The organism is Leucobacter edaphi (assembly GCF_016522535.1).
Classification (GTDB): domain Bacteria; phylum Actinomycetota; class Actinomycetes; order Actinomycetales; family Microbacteriaceae; genus Leucobacter; species Leucobacter edaphi.
Genome location: NZ_JAEHOI010000006.1, coordinates 68,889 through 87,366, shown reverse-complemented (window position 1 = coordinate 87,366; position 18,478 = coordinate 68,889). Strand labels below are relative to the sequence as shown.

14 protein-coding genes are annotated in these 18,478 nt (G+C 70.2%); 3 read left to right on the top strand and 11 right to left on the bottom strand.

Features of this window, described 5'->3' with window-relative positions:
• Window positions 1-36: 36 nt before the first annotated feature.
• Window positions 37-1,353, top strand: a complete 1,317-nt coding sequence (locus JD292_RS07395; protein ID WP_200132103.1) for an aminotransferase class III-fold pyridoxal phosphate-dependent enzyme — start codon at window positions 37-39, stop codon at window positions 1,351-1,353.
• Between the two features lie 293 nt (window positions 1,354-1,646).
• Here JD292_RS07395 and JD292_RS07390 read toward each other — a convergent pair whose 3' ends face one another.
• Window positions 1,647-2,336: a GntR family transcriptional regulator gene (locus tag JD292_RS07390; protein ID WP_200132102.1), complete on the bottom strand. Its 690-nt coding sequence runs from the start codon at window positions 2,334-2,336 to the stop codon at window positions 1,647-1,649.
• A gap of 270 nt (window positions 2,337-2,606) precedes the next feature.
• Between JD292_RS07390 and JD292_RS07385 the strand changes: the two genes are divergently transcribed.
• Window positions 2,607-2,885: an HU family DNA-binding protein gene (locus JD292_RS07385; RefSeq protein WP_130453227.1), complete on the top strand. Its 279-nt coding sequence runs from the start codon at window positions 2,607-2,609 to the stop codon at window positions 2,883-2,885.
• A 115-nt stretch (window positions 2,886-3,000) separates the two neighbouring features.
• The gene (locus tag JD292_RS07380) at window positions 3,001-5,004 is read left to right on the top strand and encodes a bifunctional copper resistance protein CopD/cytochrome c oxidase assembly protein (RefSeq protein WP_200132101.1); all 2,004 of its coding nucleotides are present in this window, start codon (window positions 3,001-3,003) and stop codon (window positions 5,002-5,004) included.
• 40 nt (window positions 5,005-5,044) lie between these two features.
• Here the strand turns inward: JD292_RS07380 and JD292_RS07375 are convergent, their stop codons facing one another.
• From JD292_RS07375 to phnC, 10 genes are all read right to left on the bottom strand, one after another.
• Window positions 5,045-5,470, bottom strand: coding sequence for a DMT family transporter (locus JD292_RS07375; protein WP_200132100.1), 426 nt, complete (start codon window positions 5,468-5,470; stop codon window positions 5,045-5,047).
• Between the two features lie 29 nt (window positions 5,471-5,499).
• Window positions 5,500-5,820, bottom strand: a complete 321-nt coding sequence (locus JD292_RS07370) for a DMT family transporter (protein ID WP_200132099.1) — start codon at window positions 5,818-5,820, stop codon at window positions 5,500-5,502.
• Window positions 5,821-5,975: 155 nt separating this feature from the next.
• Window positions 5,976-6,422, bottom strand: coding sequence for a MarR family winged helix-turn-helix transcriptional regulator (locus JD292_RS07365; protein ID WP_200132098.1), 447 nt, complete (start codon window positions 6,420-6,422; stop codon window positions 5,976-5,978).
• Window positions 6,423-6,604: 182 nt separating this feature from the next.
• Window positions 6,605-8,983, bottom strand: coding sequence for a metallophosphoesterase family protein (locus tag JD292_RS07360; protein ID WP_200132097.1), 2,379 nt, complete (start codon window positions 8,981-8,983; stop codon window positions 6,605-6,607).
• A 342-nt stretch (window positions 8,984-9,325) separates the two neighbouring features.
• The gene (locus JD292_RS07355) at window positions 9,326-12,361 is read right to left on the bottom strand and encodes a metallophosphoesterase family protein (protein ID WP_200132096.1); all 3,036 of its coding nucleotides are present in this window, start codon (window positions 12,359-12,361) and stop codon (window positions 9,326-9,328) included.
• Window positions 12,362-12,634: 273 nt separating this feature from the next.
• Window positions 12,635-13,744, bottom strand: a complete 1,110-nt coding sequence (locus JD292_RS07350) for a zinc-binding dehydrogenase (protein ID WP_369411188.1) — start codon at window positions 13,742-13,744, stop codon at window positions 12,635-12,637.
• Entirely contained in the window at window positions 13,744-14,490 is a 747-nt protein-coding gene (locus JD292_RS07345; RefSeq protein WP_200132095.1) for an HAD family hydrolase, read from the bottom strand. Before JD292_RS07345 ends, JD292_RS07350 begins: the two co-directional genes overlap by 1 nt.
• A gap of 78 nt (window positions 14,491-14,568) precedes the next feature.
• Window positions 14,569-15,810 (bottom strand): TIGR03364 family FAD-dependent oxidoreductase, encoded by a 1,242-nt coding sequence (locus JD292_RS07340; protein ID WP_369411187.1) that lies wholly within the window; start codon window positions 15,808-15,810, stop codon window positions 14,569-14,571.
• A complete protein-coding gene (locus tag JD292_RS07335; RefSeq protein ID WP_200132094.1) occupies window positions 15,807-17,558 on the bottom strand; it encodes a PhnE/PtxC family ABC transporter permease in 1,752 nt (583 codons plus the stop codon). Before JD292_RS07335 ends, JD292_RS07340 begins: the two co-directional genes overlap by 4 nt.
• Window positions 17,555-18,466: a phosphonate ABC transporter ATP-binding protein gene (gene phnC / locus JD292_RS07330; RefSeq protein ID WP_200132093.1), complete on the bottom strand. Its 912-nt coding sequence runs from the start codon at window positions 18,464-18,466 to the stop codon at window positions 17,555-17,557. Before phnC ends, JD292_RS07335 begins: the two co-directional genes overlap by 4 nt.
• Between the last annotated feature and the right edge of the window lie 12 nt (window positions 18,467-18,478).

The following is an 18,478-nucleotide window of genomic DNA, read 5'->3' as shown; positions in this document are numbered from 1 at the left end:
ACCAGCCAATCGGCGACGCACATCGAAGGAGAATCAATGACCAAGACCACGTTCAAGGCGCGGACCAGCACCGAGGTGCCTGGGCCGCGATCCCGCGAGATCAACGAGCAGCGCTCTGCCTACGTGTCGGCGTCGGTGTCGACGCTGCTCCCCGTCTACATCGACCACGCCGAGGGCTCGATCCTCACCGATGTCGACGGCAACGAATTCATCGACTTCGGCTGCGGGATCGGGGTGATCTCCCTCGGCCACGGCAACGAGGCCGTGGTCGACGCGGCCATCGAGCAGACGAGGAAGTACACGCACACCCTGTTCACGATCACCCCGTACGAGAGCTACGTCGAGGTTGCCAAGCTCCTCACCGAGATCACCCCGGGCGACTTTCCGAAGAAATCGGTGCTCTCCTCCACGGGCGCCGAGGCGATCGAGAACGCGGTGAAAATCGCCCGCTCATACACGCGGCGCAACGGGATCGCGGTCGTCGAACACGGCTACCACGGCCGCACCAACCTCACCCTCGGGATGAACTACAAGGCGCAGCCCTACTCGGCAGGCGTCGGCCCCCGACCCGGCGAGATCTACCGCATCAACAACTCCTACCCGTTCCGCGACGGCCTCGACGGCGCCGAGGCAGCCCGCCGCGGCATCGCCCAGCTCGAGAAAATCTCCGGCGCGGAGAACCTCGCGTGCCTCGTGATCGAGCCGATTCAGGGCGAGGGCGGGATCACGATCCCCGCCCCCGGCTACCTCGAAACGCTGCAGGCCTGGTGCAACGAGCACGGCATCGTCGTCATCGCCGACGAAATCCAGACCGGCCTCGGGCGCACGGGCAAGCTGTACGCGAGCGAGCACTTCGGCTTCGTCCCGGACCTCGTGGTGACCGCGAAGGCGATCGCGGGCGGCTTCCCCGTCTCAGCGGTCACCGGCCGCGCCGAGATCATGGACGCGATCCCGGCCGGTGGCCTGAGCGGGACTTTCAGCGGCAACCCCGTCGGGTGCGCCGCGGCCGTGGAGGTGCTGCGCCAGCTGCGCGAGCCCGGCTTCCTGGAGCGCACCCTCGAGATCGGCGAGCGGCTGCAGGCCGGGCTCGCCGAGCTCAAGGAGCGGCACGCGATCGTCGGGGACGTCCGCGGGCTCGGGGCGCTGCACGGCGTCGAACTCGTCGACGCCGACGGCAACCCGAACCCTGGCGCGTTCAAGCGGGTGTCGAAGGCCGCAGCGGACCGGGGGCTGCTCGTGATGGCGGGCGGCAGCGACGGGCACGTGCTGCGGCTGCTGCCGGCGCTCAACATCTCGGACGAGCTCATCGACGAGGCGCTGAGCATCCTCGACGAGGCGCTCGCGGAGGGGTAGCCGCGCGCGGGCGCGCTGCCGCCCGGTCGCGCTGCCGTCCCGCCCCCGGATCCGACCCGGCGGCCTCGCGGCGTGCAATAACTAAGCGATGTGCGTTTAATAAGTCGAAAAACGCGATTTCGGACTTATTAAACGCACATCGCTTAGAAATTGAACGGTTAAGTTCCTGGCGGGTTGGGCGGGCGAGGACCGGCCCGCGGGCGAGGCCGCTACCGAACGCGGCCGAAGCCGCTAAAGGCCCCGGACCGAACGCGGCCGAGGCCGCTAAAGGCCCCGGACCGAGGCCGCGGCCGTTACTCCTGCTCCGCCTCGAGCCGGTTGGTGAGGATCTCGCGCAGGCGGGCGTGGTTCTCCTCGATGTGCTGTTCGAGCAGCGCGTGGGCGAGCTCGCGGTCGCCTGAGATGATCGCGTCGTAGATGCCCTGGTGGCGGCTGACGATCGAGATCTCGGGGTCGATGTATTCCTCGTCCGTGTAGGAGAGCACGGTGAAGTAGAAGACGAGTTCCTTGCAGATCTGGCGGTAGAAGGAGCTGAGTCGTTCGCTGCCGAGCAGGTCGACGATGGCCTGGTGCAGGGCGAGATCCGCGGCGACGATCGGCTCCGCGACCTGGTGGGTCGCCGTGTTCTGGAGCTCCGTGAACGCGGCCGTGATCGCCGCGAGCTGTTCCTCGCTCGGCTCCTGCAGCACGCCGGCGAGTTCGAGCTGGCGGCGGGTGCGGTAGAGGTCCTCGAGGTCGGTGAGAGTCGGGGTGCTCACGATCGCGCCGCGGTGGATCTCGTATTTCACGAGCCGGCTGCGTTCGAGGAGACGGATCGCCTCGCGGAGCGAGTTGCGGGAGATGCCGAGCTTCGTGGCGAGGCTGCTTTCGCGGAGCGGTTCGCCCGCGCGGAGCGTGCCCGACACGATGAGGCCGACGAGCGCGTCGGCGACCGCCTCCGCGGTGCTGACGCGGTGCAGTGAGATATCGGCGAGTTCCGTCATTGTCCGACAAACCTATCAAGTGGCGCGGAGAATCGCCTGTTCCCCGGCCCCTCTCCCCGGCAAAAAACGAGCCCTTCAGTTACGGAAACGATCGCGATCAGGCTTTTTCTGACACGCCGAGGCGCATTGCCGTTCAGAATTCCGCAGAATTCCGCGGAAGTGGGGTAGATTCATACCGATCAACCGATCGGATCCTCCAAACCCGGGGGATACCTGAACTCGATCAGGGGCCGGACCGACGAAACCGTCACTGCCCTGGAAGGACACAACATGGCACTCAACAAGACTGAGCTCGTTGCGAAGATCGCCGCGGAGACCGGCCAGAGCCAGGCCGCTGTTTCGAACGTGATCGACGGCCTCTTCGCCGCCGTCTCCGAGACCGTTGCCGCTGGCGAGAAGGTTTCGATCCCGGGCTGGATCTCCTTCGAGACCGCGACCACCGCTGCACGCACCGGCCGCAACCCCCGCACGGGCGAGACCATCAACATCCCCGCTGGCAAGCGCGTCAAGGTGTCGGTCGGCTCGAAGCTCAAGGCTGCTGTGAAGTAACTCTTCTCGCATCGCACGGAACCCCTGGCGCGCTCGCGTCGGGGGTTCTTTGTGTGTCCGGGCTGCGGTTTCCGTGGTGACCGAGCCCTCAGCGGGGAGGCCGTAGGGTAGAGGGGTGCCCAGATTCCTGCGTGTGCTCGCTCCTGCCGTGCTGCTCGCGGCGACCCTCGCGGCCCTGATCATCGGCCTCATGATCGGCGGCGCGGCCGCCCCGCGCACGCTTGCCGACCCCGGCGCGGTCGTCCGGATCGGCCTGCCGATCGGGCGCACGCTCGTGAACGTCGCGATGGCCGGTCTGATCGGCTCGGTCGTGATGAGTGTCTGGGCGTTCGCGAGCGATCGGCCGGAGACCCGCGTCGCGATGGATCTGGCCGCGGGCTCTGCCGCCGTGCTCACCGTTGCGAGCGCGGCGACGCTGATCTTCACCTACACGGACGTTTCGGGTCTCCCGTTCTCAGGTGACGCCTCGTTCGGCGCGGGTTTTGCCCAGTTCGTCACGGAGATCGAGCTGGGTCAGCTGTGGCTGTTCGAGCTGCTGCTCGCCGCGATCACCACGGTGCTGGCGTTCGCGATCCGAGGGCGCAGGCTCACACTGCTCGTGCTCGTCGCGGCGCTCACCACGACGCTCCCCCTCGCCCAGCAGGGCCACGCGGCCGGCGCCTCGGGGCACGGCCAGGCGGTGAACTCGCTGCTCGTGCACCTGATCGGGGCGGCGGTCTGGCTGGGCGGGCTGCTCACGCTCATTTTCATCGCCCGCACGGTGGATCGCGCGCGGCTCTCGCTGCTCGTCTCCCGCTATTCGTCGCTCGCGCTGCTCGCGTTCATCGGGGTCGCGGCGTCGGGCGTGGTGAGTGCGTGGCTCCGGATCGGGAGCCTGGATGCCCTCTTCGGGACGGGGTATGGGCTCCTTGTCATCATCAAGACCGTCGCGTTGATCGCCCTCGGGGCGTTCGGCGCGTTCCAGCGGATGCGGTTGATCCCGCGGATCGCTGACGCCGAGCGCGGCGCGCGCGCCTTCGCCTGGTTCGTGATCGCCGAGCTCGTGGTGATGGGTATCGCGAGCGGCACGGCCGGCGCGCTCGGCCGCACCGCGACGCCCGTGGTGCTCGAACCCGCGCGCGACGGCGGCGGCAAGATCAGCCCGGCGGAGTGGCTGACGGGCGATCCGCTGCCGGCCCCGCTCACGCCGCTGAGCTACATCACCGAGTGGAAGTTCGATCTGGCCTGGGGCCTCGTGTGCGCGTTCGGCGCCGCCCTGTACCTCGCCGGCGTGATCCGGCTCGCTCGCCGCGGCGACAAGTGGCCGGTCGGGCGCACGATCGCGTGGCTGCTCGGACTCGGTTTCCTGTTCTACACGACGAACGGCGCCCCCAACGCCTACGAGCAGTACATGTTCAGCGTGCACATGATCGCCCACATGCTGCTGACGATGCTCATCCCGCTCGTGCTCGTGCTCGGCGCCCCCATGACCCTCGCGCTGCGCGCGGTGGAGAAGCGGACGGACGGATCCTGGGGCGGACGCGAGTGGATCCAGTGGGCCGTGCACACCCCCTACTCGAAGGTCATTACGCACCCGGCGGTTGCCGCCGTCGTGTTTGCGGGATCGCTGTGGATCTTCTACTTCACGCCGATCGCGCGCTGGGCAGCATCCGAGCATCTCGGCCACCAGTGGATGATCATTCACTTCCTGATCTCGGGGTACCTGTTCAGCCTGTCGATGATCGGCATCGATCCGGTGCCGTACCGCTTCCCGTATCCGTTGCGCATCGTCACCCTCTTCGCGACGATGGCCTCGCACGCGTTCTTCGGCGTCACGCTCATGACGGGCGACGGCCTCATGCTGGCAGATTGGTACGGGGCGATGGGGCGCACCTGGGGTCCGTCGCCGCTCGAGGATCAGTCGATCGGAGGCGGGATCGCGTGGGGCATCGGCGAGTTGCCGACGCTCGCGCTCGCGCTCATCGTGGCCGTGCAGTGGTCGCGCAGCGATGACCGGGAGCAGAAGCGCAAGGATCGCGCCGCGGATCGGCTCGGCGACACCGAGCTCGAGGAGTACAACGCGATGCTCGCGGCGCAGGCGAAGCGCGACGAGCGCGGCGTGAGCAGGGCGCGCCGGTAGCGTTCGGGCGCAGGAGGGGTCGAGCGCCCGAACGCTCGGATCAGGCCGGTGCTGAGTCCTTGCTCGCTGCCGAGCCCCGTCGGGGGCTGTCGGCGAGCTTGAGCCAGATCACACCCGCGATGATGAGCGCGAGCCAGGCGATCTGGGCCGGCGTGAGGGTTTCATCGAAGAAGACGGGACCGAGCGCTGCGGCGCCGACGGCGCCGATTCCGGCCCAGATCGCGTAACCGATCCCTACAGCGATCCGCCGCAGGGCGATGCTCAGGAAGAGCAGCGTGAAGAGGAAGAACACCACGGCGATCGATGACCACACGGGTTCCGTGAAGCCTCGGCTCCCGTTGACGCTGAGCGCGTAGCCGACCTCGAACACGCCGGCGGCGAGGAGGGCGAGCCAGGAGCGGGTGTTGGGGCGCGAGCGGTCCTCGCGGCTGGGAGGCGTTGACGTGGCAGTGGACGGTGTATTCATGATGCGTTTTCTCTCGTTCGTCTGGGGGCTCAGGCGTTTCCGGCAAGGTTGAGGCCGATGACACCGCCGATGATCACGATGATCCCGAGCAGTTTCGGCCACGTCAGTTTCTGGTCGAGGAAGAGGGCCCCGGCGATGACGATTCCCACTCCGGCGAGTGACGTCCACAGCGCGTAGCCGACTCCGACGTCGAAGGTCAGCAGCGCGAAGCTGAGGAATACCGTGGCGATTGCGCCGCTGATCAGCGTGGCGACGGTCCACCAGAGGCGAGTGAATCCGTGGGCTTTGCCAGCGGAGATTCCGACGGCGACCTCGCAGAGGACTGCGATTGCGAGACTGATCCAGTGCATTTTGGGTTCCTTTCTGCGCGCGGCGCAGGGTCAATGGGGAAGGGGGATCGGTGATGGACTCGGTGTGCGATGTATTTGTGTGTACATGCACCTATATGTGTGTGGGGATCGAGGCGGGGGATCGTGCGGCGAGCTCCTGGTCCGGTGGCGAGTGATTAGGGCTGGAGGGCGTCGCCGGTCTGAGTGAACGCCGCGCGAAGGGCCAGCGTGTTGAGGTGGGGGAAATGCGACTGCGGATTCCCCAGCAGGTCTCGTACGCGAGCCTCGAAGGGATCGCGCGCCTCGCGGAGCAGCGCGGCGCCGGAATCGTCGATGACGGCGTAGACGCCGCGCCCGTCTTCCATGCAGACGTCCCGGCGCGCGAGCCCCTTCGCCTCGAGGCGGCTCACGAGTCTGGTGGTGGAAGTCGAGGTGAGTCCGACGTTCTGGGCGAGCGCAGCGATGCGAAGTTCGCGATCAGGGGCCTGCTCCATGAAGTTCAGCGCCCAGTACTCGGTGAGTCCGAGGTTGAAGTGCTCACTGAGCCAGCGATCGAGGTTCGCGTCGAAGGCGGATGCGAACGCAGCCACTCGGGTCCAGGCGCCCGTCAGGTCGTCGGCCATGAGTCCCCTTTCCGAAGCAACTGTGTGTGCATGCACCTAACGTAGCAGAGAGTGCGGCGACACGCAGCCGCGGATCGGTGGTGTCGAGCGGCCACGTGTCGCGATCGGTTCCGCCGCGGTGGAGACGCGAAAGCGGGGCACGACCCTGACCGGTCGTGCCCCGCTCCCGCTTGGCTGGGGTGCTACGCCCGACGACGACGCGCGAGCAGGATCCCGCCCGCGACAACGCCGATTGCGGCGATGATGCCCGGGATCAGGAGTTCCTGACCGCCGGTCCGGGCGAGGGCCGAGGCGCCGCCGTTCTTCCCCGCCGCGGATGCCTGGCGTCCTGGTGCGCCGGAACCGGAAGCGGCGTCCGCTTCCTCCCCGGACCACGGTTCCGTGCCGGCGCTGGTACCGCCGCCGGTTCCGGTCCCGCCGCCGCCCGTGCCGCCGCCGTTGCCGCCGCCGCCGGGCTCAGCGGCTGCCGTCACCTGCAGCGGGAGGGAGAGCTCGCCTCCGTCGGCCCGCCGGACCACCACGGTGTGCGCGCCGACCGGCGTGTCCTTCGGGACGCTCAGCGTCGCGGCGAAGGATCCCGCCGCGTCGGCGGTGAGCCTCTGCGGGGCCGCCGCCTTCGCGGTCGGGGCGTCGGCCTGGGGCGCGCCCTGCGGCGTGCTCGGCGCCTGCGGCTTCGTCTGCGACCCGGGCTGCGCGGGAGCCTGCGGACTCGGTGCCGGAGCCGGAGCCGGAGCCTGCGTCGGCGCCGGAGCCTGTGCCGGAGCCTGCGTCGGAGCGGGCGTCTCGCCCGGGCCAGCCGGTGCCGCGTCGGCCGCGGCGCCCGTTCCCGCGCGGAGCTCGAGCGTCAGCGGCTCGTTCGGCGCGAAGTTCGTGCCGGAGACCGCGGCGGTCCCGCCCTGCGCGACGGAGCCGGACTTAAGCGCGATCTTCGCTTCGGGCTGCGGCTCGGGATCCTTCCCCTGTGCCGGGCGCGCGATGTCGATCTGGTTGACCTGCGTCGCAGCCCCGCCCGTTGCGAAGCGGTAGGCGGTGACGCGGACGCGATCGTCGTAGAGGCCGACACGCAGGCCCACGGATCCCGTGTTGGCGATCGGGGCCGCGCCCCAGTCGCCGAGCGGACCGTACTCGTCGTTGACGGAGACGGTGTTGACGATCGTCGGCCCGTGCTTCGCGGTGGGCGTGAAGCGCTGCTCGACGCTCCAGTCGCCGAGGCCGGGCGAGGAGTGCGTGTGGCTGTTGAAGAGGGTGACGTTCGGGTGCTGCCCGAGGAGTTCGCGGTAGCGCGCCTCGTCCGCGCCGAACTCGCCCTGGTAGAACGACTCGTGCGTGCCGGAAACCGAGTTGGACAGCACGTGGTGGGTGAACAGGAGGACGGGGGTCTTCCGCTCGCTCCAGTGAGCCAGGCGTCCCTGCAGCCAGGAGAACTGCTCGTCGGAGAGCTTCACGAACGGGCCGCCGCCGAGCTCCGCGCCGAAGTTGTAGAACTCGCTGCCGATCCAGAGCACGGGGAGCTTGCCGTCGACGAGCGTCTCGCCCCACAGGCCACCGTGCGCGGGGTTGGACCCGGGAACCGCGAGGCTGCGCATGTTCGTGCGGTCGAGGAAGCGCGTGATCGCGGTCTCGGCGCCGTCGGGACCGTAGAACTCGTGGTTGCCGATCGTCGAGATCTTCGTCTTGTACTGGTCGCCGACCGCGGCGTTGTAGGCGTCGTAGTAGGCCGTGAACTCGCTGTCGGCGCCGAGCGGGGTCAGGTCGCCGTTCGTGACGATCGTCTTCGCGGCGGGCTTCAGGGCGCGCAGGCCGGGAATCACCTGGTCGCGCATGCGCACGTTCGCGTTGGCGCCCTGCACGTCGCTGAACACGTCGACCACGGCGCTCGGCTGGGCCGCCTCGGCGAGCGGGGCGAGCGGGCGCACGAGCTCGACGTCGTCGACCCGCCAGGAGCCGGCGCCCTCCGGTGCGACATACGTGAACTCGAGCGTCACGTTCTTCGCGCCGGTGGGGGCCTGCAGCGGGAGTCGCAGCTGCTCCGACTCGCGATCCGTCGTGCCGAGGGAGACGAGCTCGGTGGGCGTTCCGCCGTCGAACGCCGCGGTGATCTTCGCGGTGGTGGGGCCGTTGCCCCGGCGGAGGAAGTGGCTGTCGAGGCGCAGCTCGACGGGGCCGCCCTCGCCCGCGGCGAGCGAGATCGGCTGCGAGGTGAGCGTGCCGCTGAAGGCGTGATCGTTGGTTTCCGCGACCGCGAAGGTGCCCGAGGCGCGGGAGAACGCCTGACGGCGGTCGGTTCCGTACTTCTCGAGCGATCCCGCGAGGTCCAGGAACTCCCACGCCGAGGTGCCGGCGGACGTCCATTCTGCCGGTGCTGGCGGGTTCTGCTGCTCGAAGCCGCTGTGCCAGAGCTGCGGCTCGGTGGACGCGTAGCCGGTGGGCTCGGCAGCGTTGGCGGGGGTCGCGTCGATCGGGACGGCGAGCAGCCCGCCGGTGATCGCGAGGACGGCGCCTCCGGCGAGAACGCCGCCGCGCAGGCGGGTGTTTCTGGGGTTCGGTGGCCTTGTGGACATGTGCAATTCGTCTCCTTGGGGGGGGGTGAGACACGTGAACAATGAAAATGCCCGGTGACGAGCAGTGCCGCGTGAGGGGTGGCGCGATATTGCTGTGGGCACCCGCGACGCGTGCCGATTCGATCCTGGTGGGATCACTGTCCTGGGGCGTATGCCGCGGCTGAATATTCCGGTGTTGTTCACGCAATCCCGGGCTGGATCCCCTGCCGTTTCCATTCCGTTCGCCTCGGCCGGAGGAGACTTTTGGCCCGGATCGACCGGTGCGCCGGGCCCGCTGAGGCCCCGGAAAACGACGTTGGGCCCGAGCCGAATCCGGCTCGGGCCCAACGCTTCGAGGAGCGGCTACGCGGCGCGTCGGCGCAGCAGCACGACCCCGCCCGCGGCCGCGGCCAGTGCCGCGAGCAGCGCGGCGGTCACGAGAACGGGGCCGCCGGTCGTGGCGAGCCCGCCGCCCGTCTTGGCCGGGACTTTCTCACCCGCAGCGGGCGATCCGGGCGCCGGATCGGTCCCCGCGCCAGCGTCACCGCCATTCTCGGGGGACGGGGTGCCGCCGGGACCCTCTCCCGGGCCCGTGCCGGACGCGGTGACCGCGAACGCGAGCGGAGCGACCGTGGTGCCGTCCGCGCGACGGACGGTGACCTCGTAGGCGCCCGCCGGCGCCTCGGCCGGCACGGTCAGCGTGGCGCGGAACGCCCCGTCGGCGTTCGCGGTGGCCCGAGTCTCAGCGGTGACCGGCGATGCGGCCGGTGCTGCGGCGCGCGCGGACCGGGCGGCGGGCGCTCCGTCCGCGCTCGCGGGGTCGGCGGAGTCGCCGGAGCCGCCGGCCGGCGCCAGGGTGACCGTCAGCTGCTCATCGGCCTGGAACCCGGTGCCCGTCACCGCGAGCTCGCCGCCCTGAGCGACGGAGGTCGCGCCGAGGGAAACCGCGGGCTCCGGCTGCGGCTCCGGATCGACCGGCGCCTCGCCGGGACGCGGGACGTCGATGTGCTTGACCTCCTTGGCGGCGCCTCCGGCGCCGAAGGCGTACGCGGTCACGCGGAGTCGATCCTCGTACAGTCCGACGCGCAGGCCGACGGGATCGGCGCCCGCCACCGGACCCTCCTCCCAGTCGCCGACGGGGCCGTACTGGGTGGTGACGGCCGCCGTGTTCACGATCGTCGGCCCGTGCTTCGCCGCGGGATCGAAGCGCTGCTCAACGCTCCAGTCGTTGAGCTCGGGAGCCCAATGGGTGTGGCTGGTGAGCACCGTGACGTTCGGATTCTGCGCGAGCAGACCCTCGAGGCGCGCCGTGTCCGAGGAGAAGTCTCCCTGATAGAAGCGGGCATACGTGCCCGAGACCGAGTCGTTGAAGACGTGGTGCGAGAAGAGAACAACCGGGGTGTTCTGCTCGCGCCAGTGGGCGAGGCGGCCCTGCAGCCAGGTGAACTGCTGGTCGCTCATCTCCACGAAGGGACCGCTGCCGACGTGCGAGGGATAGTCGTGGTGCTCGCTGCCGATCCACAGGACCGGGAGCTGGCCGTCCACGAGCACCTCGCCCCAGAGTCCCGCGTGCGCGGGATCCGCGCCCTCCGCTCCGAGCGCGCGCATGCCGGTGCGGTCGAGGAAGCGGGAGATGTAGGTCTCCGAGCCGTTCGCGCCGAAGAACTCGTGGTTGCCGATCGTCGAGATCTTCGTCGGGTACTGATCTCCTCCCCCGCGATTGAAGGCGTTGAAGTAGTTCGTGTACTGGAAGTCCGTCCCCTGGCTCGTCAGGTCACCGTTCGCGACGACGGTCTTGGCCGCCGGCTGCAGGGCCCGAAGCCCGGGGAGCACCTGGCTCTGCAGGCGGAGGTTCGACCCCTGCACGTCGCTGAACACGTCCACGACGGCGCTCGGCTGCGCCGCCTCGGCGAGCGGGGCGAGCGGGCGGACGAGCTCGACGTCGTCGATCCGCCAGGATCCGGATCCCTGCGGTGCGGTGAACGCGAACTCGAGCGTCACCGTCTTGGCGCCGGAGGGGATGTCGAGGGGAATCCTGAGCTGCTCGGACTCGCGATCCTCCGCGCCGTAGGCTGCGAGCTCTGCGCGCGCACCCGTGTCGTAGATCGCCGTGATCTTCGCCGACGTCGCGCCATCCCCGCGGCGGAGGAGGTGGCTGTCGAGCCGCAGCTCGAGCGGGCCGCCCGTGGCGCCCGTCACGGGGATCGCGGGGGAGCTGAGCGCGCCGTCGAAGGCCGCCTTGCTCGACTCCGCAACGGCCATGGTGCCCGACGCCCGCGTGAAGGCGTGGCGGCGGTCGGTGCCGTACTTCTCGAGCGATGCGGCTCGGTCGATCATCTCCCAGGCCGAGGCCCCCGTCGACTTCCACTCGCCCTGCGCGGGGCCGCCCTCGAAGCCGCTGTGCCAGAACTGCTGTTCGGACGAGTGATACGCGGGCTGCTTCCCCGCCAGGACGGTGATTCCGAGGTCGAGCGGGTTGGCGTCAGGGCCCGAGATGCGGACGGGGATCACTCCCGGAGCCTGGTCCGCGGGGATTGCCACGTCGAAGGCGGCGCGGCCGTCCGCGTTCGCCGCGGGCACGGGAACCGTGTGCGCGGCGCTTCCGGCCCCGACGGACGCGCTGAGCTGCTGCCCGGCGCGCAGACCGCTGAGTTCGATCCTGGCCGCGCCGCCGGCCGGGGCGACGGGCTTGCGCGCCGACTCGAGCACGGGCGTGACCGCGGCGGGTGCGGCCTCGACGGCGCGCACGTTGTCGATCATCCAGAACCAGTTGTTGGAGCTCTGCAGGTAGCTCCAGCCGAACTGCACGGTCTTCGCTCCTGCGGGAACGTCGACCGTGAACTTGGCCGACTCGTTGAGTCGGTTCGCCGCGAAGTTCTGCACCGTCTTCGCGTCTCCGCCGTCGAAGCGGGCGACCAGGCGGGCGTTCTGCGGGGCCTGGCCCTGCTTGTAGTGGCTGTCGAAGCCGATCTCGACGGCTCTCGCCGAGCTGGAGAGCTGCACCTGCGGCGACCACAGGGTCGAGTCGAAGTTGCCGGTGGTGGGCCTGTTCTTGTCGGATTCCACGACCGCGACGAGGCCCGTGCCCTTGGAGAAGCTCGAGCGATCGCCCGCGCCGTCCCAGGTGGCAACGATCTCGTCGGTCGAGTGGAAGCTCCAGCCCTGCCAGCCCGGCTTCATTCCCGCGGTGTTGGTGTGCTCAACGGTCCAGTCGCCCGGGGCCTGATCTGCGGCCGGTGCTCCGTCGAAATTCTCGACGAACTCCACGGGTGCGGCGCTCGCCGGTGCGGGCGTTCCGGGGACCGCGAGCAGTCCTCCGGCGATGGCGAGGATGGCGCCGCCGGCGAGCACTCCTCGTCGCCTGCCGGTCAGCCGGCTGGTGCGTGTGGTTCTGAACATGAGTGTGCGATTCTCCTGATCGGGGTTGGGGGGATGTCTCTATTTGGTGAGTTGAAAGACCGGCGCGGCGGGGAGGTGTATTCCTTCGTGAGGAGCCGCCCGCGACCGCGCTCTGTTTCGATAGTGGCGGCTGATCGGGACATTAAGCGACATATGTAGCGAAAGTTCTTGGATCGTTCACCCGCGTTTTTCTCCGGGCTACCCGGGCGCTCGCGGCGCCGAAACCGGCGTGCGACGCCCGCGCTTACGAGGGCGCAGAATCGCCGCGGGCGGCTACCCGGGAACGACGCCGACGCGGACCTCGCGCTGCTCCGCGGCACGCGCCAGCGCGGAATCCAGATCGTCCAGCGGGAACCTCGCTCCGACGAGCTCCGCGAAGGGGAACCGGGACCACGACCGCCGCAGGAACGCGACGGAGTCCTCGAGATCGATCGGGGCGTAGTTGTGGACCCCGGTGATCGTGGCCAGCCCCCTGACCACCCGCTCGGCCGCGACCGGGAGTGGCGCGCTCGGGAAGACGCTCCCGATCCACACGGCCGCCCCTCCGACCGCGAGCGCGTCGAGACCGGCCGCGAGCGCGGAACCCGCCCCCGACGCGTCGATCACGACGTCGTACTCGGCAGCGGGATCGCGGTCACCAGGGTCCTCGACCCGGGTGGCGCCGAAATCGAGGCCGAGCGATCGCCGCCCTGGGGCCGGATCGCTCAGCGTGACGACGGCTCCGCGCTCGCTCGCCATCGCGCAGGCGGCGAGCCCGATGAGGCCGCCGCCCGTGACGAGCACGGACGCGCCGTCGAGGCCGACCACGCGCTCTGCCGCTCGGAGCCCGGCCCTCGCCGTGGCGATTCCGCATCCGGCCGGGGCGAGTACCGAAGACGGAACGTCGATCGGCACGGGAATGATCGCGGACCCGGCGGGAAGCAGCGCGTGCGTGGCAAACATCCCGGAGAGCTCCCACGCCCGCTGGAACCGCTCGTGCCCGAACTTGCGGAGCGACCGGCACTTCTGGGGAATGCCCCGCGCGCAGCGATCGCACGATCCGCAGCGAACCGCGAGGGACCAGACGACCCGATCGCCCACTTCGGCGGGCCGTCCGTCGCTGTAGCGCGGCGCGGGATCGCCGAGCGCGACGATCCGGCCGACCGCCTCGTGACCGAGCACGAGCGGCGTCGGCTCGACCCGGTGCCCGAGGCTCGTGTGGACGTCGGAACCGCAGACGGTCGCGAGCTCGATCGCCACGAGGGCCTCGTCCCCCGCGGGCGAGGGGAGCCGCACGGTGCGGGGAGCGTGCGGGAGGCCGGGGCCACGGAACAGCATGACCGTCGCCGACTGCTGATCCCGATCCTGCCCGACCCCGGCGGACGCGGCGTGCGCGCCCGGCACTACCGCGCCTGTGCCGCCTGCGGGAGCAGGACCTCGCGCAGGCCGGTGATGTCGTCGAGGATCAGGTCGGCGCCCGCGCCCTCGAGCGTGGCCCGGTCATGCGCACCGGTGAGCACGGCCCCGACGAGCCCGGCGCCGGCACGACGGCCGGAAGCCACGTCACTGACCGTGTCGCCGAACACGGCGACGTTCTCGACCGCGGTGGCTCCCGTGCGCAGGAGCGCGGTCAGGACCAGATCGGGCGCGGGCCGTCCGCGGCCGGCGTCGACGGGGGACAGGGCGACGTCCACGAGCTCCTCCCAGCCCAGGGCCGCGAGGATCGCGTCGCGGGTCTTGGGGGCGAAACCCGTGGTCAGAGCAACTTTCAGGCCGGAGTCGCGGAGCGTGGAAATGAGCTCGGCCGCGCCGGGGATCGCCTCGACGCCGTCCTCTGCGGCGATCTCGGCGTAGGCGATCTCGAAGGCGTCGGCGGCACGGGCGGCGAGCTCCGTATCCCCGCCCGAGAGGTGGGTGAAGACGTCGAGCTTCGATCGGCCCATGGTGTCGCGGACGTACGCGAGTGCTTCCTCCCACGGCATGCGCGCGGCGACGCCGGTACGCTCGTTGGCCCGCGCGAAGGCGCGCTCCACGACGCCGTCATCGCGGACGGTCGTTCCGGCCATGTCGAGCACGACGAGTTCGATCGCCGAGGCGGCGGGAGTGAGAGCGGCGGGTGCGGAAGCGGCGGGTGCGGTGAGGTCCGACATGGGACTCCTGTTCTGCGAGGGGTGGTGGATCTGAGTGAGGGTGGATGCGCCGCGCGTCGACCGGTGTGCCGGAGATCGCTAGTGCGGCTGCTGCTCGTGCCGCCTGGCGCGGTTCGGTCGATTGCCGGCGAGGGCGGTCTCGAGCGCGTGCTCTGCGAAGCCGAGCCCGGTGGTCATCCCGATCCCGGTCGTGACCGACGCCGCGACGATCCCGTCGGCGAGCGATTCGAGCAGGAACTCCTCCGGGGACTTCGCGTAGACGCCCTGCCAGCGCTCGATCACCCGGGGTGCGGTGAATCCGAACAGGCGGCAGGCCTCATCGATGATCGCCTGCTGGCCGTCCTCCGCCTGGAACGGGGAGGCGGTCGTCTCGGTGGCGTGGGTATCGCCGAGCAGCAGGCTGCCATCGGGGAGCTGCGTGTACATCTGGTTCAGGTCGATGGCCGCGAGATCGGGGCGTTCGCCGTGGAGGCGCGCGCGCACGGTCGCGGCTTCGGGGAGGCCGGCGAAGCGGCCGTACCGGATCAGGGACCAGCCGGTGAGGAGCGGAGCGTCGAGCGGGCGGGAGAGCGCGGCCTGCACGCGCAGCATGTCGAGGGCGCAGCGTTCGACGCCCGCGCGCTCCGCGAGTTCGGGGGCGAGCTCGTCGATGTCGTGGTTCACGGCGAGCACGACGCGGCCGGCGAAGATCGGCCCGCGGCTGGTGAGCAGCGTCGGACTCGTGCCCGTCGCCGCGTCACCGGGCACGAGACCGGTCGCGGCGGTGCGCACGCGGAACTCGACGCCGAGCCGCGCGAGATGCGCCGCGATCTTCTCGCCGGCCTCACGCGGATTCGTTTGCAGGTCGGGCGCGATCTTCGCGCCGCCAACGACCGTGCCGGGGGCGACCGGGGCGGCGGCCGTGAACTCAGCGGCGTCGAGCATGCGGATCCCGCCGTCGGCCGCCGCGGCCTCGAGGAGCGCCAGCTCATCGGCGTGCCGTGCCGCGACGAGCGTGCCCGACTCCCGCAGCCAGAAGCCGGCGTCGCGGGAGAGCGCGAGCCACTTCTCACGAGCGGCGTCGCCGTAACGCCGGGCCGTGCCCGTCTGCGCGCCGATGCAGAGATGGCCGAAGTTCCTGATGCTCGCGCCGGCGATGCGGGTGCGTCGCTCGACGACGACCACGCTCAGGCCGCGCTGCACCGCAGCGTAGGCCACTCCGAGCCCGACGATGCCGGCGCCAACGACGGCGACATCGAAGGCGGACCCGAAGCCCGAGGAGGAACCGGTGCCCGCTCCCGCGCCATTTGTCAGCGGGGCGCCCCGCCGTGCCGCGCTCACCGGAGCACCTTCCGCATCCACATCGCGAGCCCCTCGACGAGCAGCACCGCGATGAGGATCATGATCACGATCGACCCCACGAGCTGGTAGTTGGAGCCCTGGCCGGCATTGAGCAGGTAGTAGCCGACGCCGCCGCCACCGACGATGCCGAGCAGCGTCGCCGCGCGGATGTTCGTGTCGAGCAGGTAGAAGGTGTGCCCGACCAGGGACTGCGCTCCCTGCGGGAGCGTGGCGCCGAAGAACATCTGGAGCCGTGAGGAACCGGCGGCGGTGAGCGCGCGCTCCGGGCCGCGGGGCACCTCCTCGAAGGAGTCGGCGATGAGCTTGCCGAGCAGCCCGATCCCACCAAAGGCGAGCGCGATCGTTCCCGCCTGCATGCCGAGGCCCGTGATCACGATGAGGACGATCGCGAGGATCAGCTCCGGGACGCCTCGGATGCCGACGAGCAGGAGCCGGAACCCGGATCGCGTCGCCGGGTTCGGGGCGACGTTGCGAGCGGCGAGCGAGCCGATCAGGAGGGAGCCGACGAACGCGAGCAGCGTTGCTGCGAGGGCGATCTCGACCGTCTCGACCATTGCGCCGAAGATCACCGCGAAACCGTAGTTGCCGAAGTTCGGCGGCCAGAACGAGGCCGCGACCGGGGGAACCTTCGCCCAGAAGGTGAGGAAATCGCCCCAGTTGATGCCGCTGACGAGGACGCCGGCGACGACGACCGCGACGGCGATCCATCCAGCGGCGAGGTTCCGCGCGCGGCCGATCGTCCAGGGCCGACGCATCGCGGCATCGACGGAGCCGAAGCTCGGCTCCGTCGCAGGGCGCTCGCCGGAGGCGCCCCTGCGGCCGGGATTCGAGCGGCCGCGCGTGAAGAGCTTCACGAACACGCCGCGGCCGGCGTTCTCGCCGAGCATGCCGACGCGCACCGCGCTCGACACGAGCTCCATGAGCACGCAGAGCACGAAGATCACGAGCGCGATCCCCAGGCCGAGCCCATAGTTGAGGGACTTGAAGGCGTTCGACATCGCGAGTCCGAGCCCGGCGACGCCGACGTAGCCGAGCACGACCGAGCCGCGCAGGTTGATGTCGTTGCGGTGCAGGACCGTCGCCACCCAGGAGGGCATCACCTGGGGCAGGATCCCGACGGTGAACTGCTGCAGCTTCGACCCGCCCGCGGCGCGGATCGCGAGCCGAGGGCCCTCATCGATCTGCTCGATCGCGTCGGCGAAGAGCTTCGAGATCATGCCGATGGAGTGGATGCCGATCGCGAGAATGCCGGGGAGCGCGCCGAGCGAGAACAGCAGAACGAACACCATGGCGAGCACAACGTCCGGGAGCGCTCGGGTGAACACCCCGATGAAGCGGGCGATCGCGCGCCAGACCGGGCCGGGGGTGGTGTTCGAGGCTGCGAGGTAGGCGATCGGCACAGAGAGGAGCGCAGCGAGCACCGTTCCCGTCAGCACGAGACCGATTGTGAGCACCGTGAGCTGCAGGAGTTCCAGGGGCTCCGGGAATTTGAGGCTGCCGACGCGAGCGAAGAAGCGCTCGGCGTTGGAGGCGCTCTCGAGCATCCCGGGAATGGAGATGTTGACCTTCGCGAGGGCGGCCCCCGCGAGCACGACGAGGAGGATCAGGGCGATGCCCGCGGCGACGCGCTGCGGATCGAGTCGGCGCTTGGGAGCCCTGGCGGCGATGTCACCCGGGGTGACGGGACCGGGAGCGCGACGGGGCGCTGGTGCGGTTGCGACGCTCACGAGACGAATTCCCCGCGCGCGCTGGGCTGATCCTGGGCTGGCGTCGCGGAAGGATCCCGCGACTCGGACTCCGCCTGGGCCTGCTCGCGCTGCTGCAGCTCGGTGCGAAGCTCCCGGTCGACCGCCTCGAGCTCCTCGGTGCTCGTGGCGACTCGGCCGTAGATCTCCATGACCTCGGCGCGGGTGAGGCCCTCGGCGGGGGTATCGAGTACGAGCTCGCCGTGGCGTAGGCCGACGATGCGGTCCGCCCACGAGATCGCGAGGTCCACCTGGTGCAGGCTGCACACGACCGTCAGCCCGTCGGTCGCTGCGATTTCCCTGATCAGAGCCATGACCTGCATGCTGGACTCGGGATCGAGCGAGGCAACGGGCTCGTCGGCGAGCAGCACCTCGGGATCCTGCATGAGCGCGCGGGCGATCGCGACGCGCTGCTGCTGGCCGCCCGAGAGGGTGTCGGCGCGCTGATAGGCGCGGTCGAGAAGCCCGACCCGCTCGAGATGCCCGAGCGCTTTGCGCTTGAGCGCGGCCGGGTAGGTGAAGAGCCCGAGCCGCGGTCCGCGGAGCGCTCCGAGCGCCCCGCTCAGCACGTTCTCGAGCACCGTGAGCGGGCCGACGAGCTCGAACTGCTGGAAGATGAAGCCGACGCGGCTGCGGAGGCCCCGCAGCTTCGCGCCGGACAGCCGCGACACGGGCTGGCCGAGAACGCCGACCGAGCCCTCGCTCGGCGTCTCGAGGCCGTTGATGTGTCGCAGCAGCGTGGATTTCCCGGATCCCGAGAGGCCGAGCAGGACGACGATCTCGCCCTGACTAACGCGCAGGTCGACTGCGTTCAGCGCGGTCGTGTGCTCGGAGTACCGCTTGGTGAGTCCTGCGATGTCGATCACGGGGGTGGTGAGCGATTCGGTCATGATGCTGGCCTC

Bases quoted from the DNA above. Each gene is read 5' to 3' on its own strand.
- JD292_RS07395 (WP_200132103.1), top strand. From the start codon at position 37: ATGACCAAGACCACGTTCAAGGCGCGGACCAGCACCGAGGTGCCTGGG.
- JD292_RS07390 (WP_200132102.1), bottom strand. From the start codon at position 2,336: ATGACGGAACTCGCCGATATCTCACTGCACCGCGTCAGCACCGCGGAG.
- JD292_RS07385 (WP_130453227.1), top strand. From the start codon at position 2,607: ATGGCACTCAACAAGACTGAGCTCGTTGCGAAGATCGCCGCGGAGACC.
- JD292_RS07375 (WP_200132100.1), bottom strand. From the start codon at position 5,470: ATGAATACACCGTCCACTGCCACGTCAACGCCTCCCAGCCGCGAGGAC.
- JD292_RS07370 (WP_200132099.1), bottom strand. From the start codon at position 5,820: ATGCACTGGATCAGTCTCGCAATCGCAGTCCTCTGCGAGGTCGCCGTC.
- JD292_RS07365 (WP_200132098.1), bottom strand. From the start codon at position 6,422: ATGGCCGACGACCTGACGGGCGCCTGGACCCGAGTGGCTGCGTTCGCA.
- JD292_RS07360 (WP_200132097.1), bottom strand. From the start codon at position 8,983: ATGTCCACAAGGCCACCGAACCCCAGAAACACCCGCCTGCGCGGCGGC.
- JD292_RS07355 (WP_200132096.1), bottom strand. From the start codon at position 12,361: ATGTTCAGAACCACACGCACCAGCCGGCTGACCGGCAGGCGACGAGGA.
- JD292_RS07345 (WP_200132095.1), bottom strand. From the start codon at position 14,490: ATGTCGGACCTCACCGCACCCGCCGCTTCCGCACCCGCCGCTCTCACT.
- phnC (WP_200132093.1), bottom strand. From the start codon at position 18,466: ATGACCGAATCGCTCACCACCCCCGTGATCGACATCGCAGGACTCACC.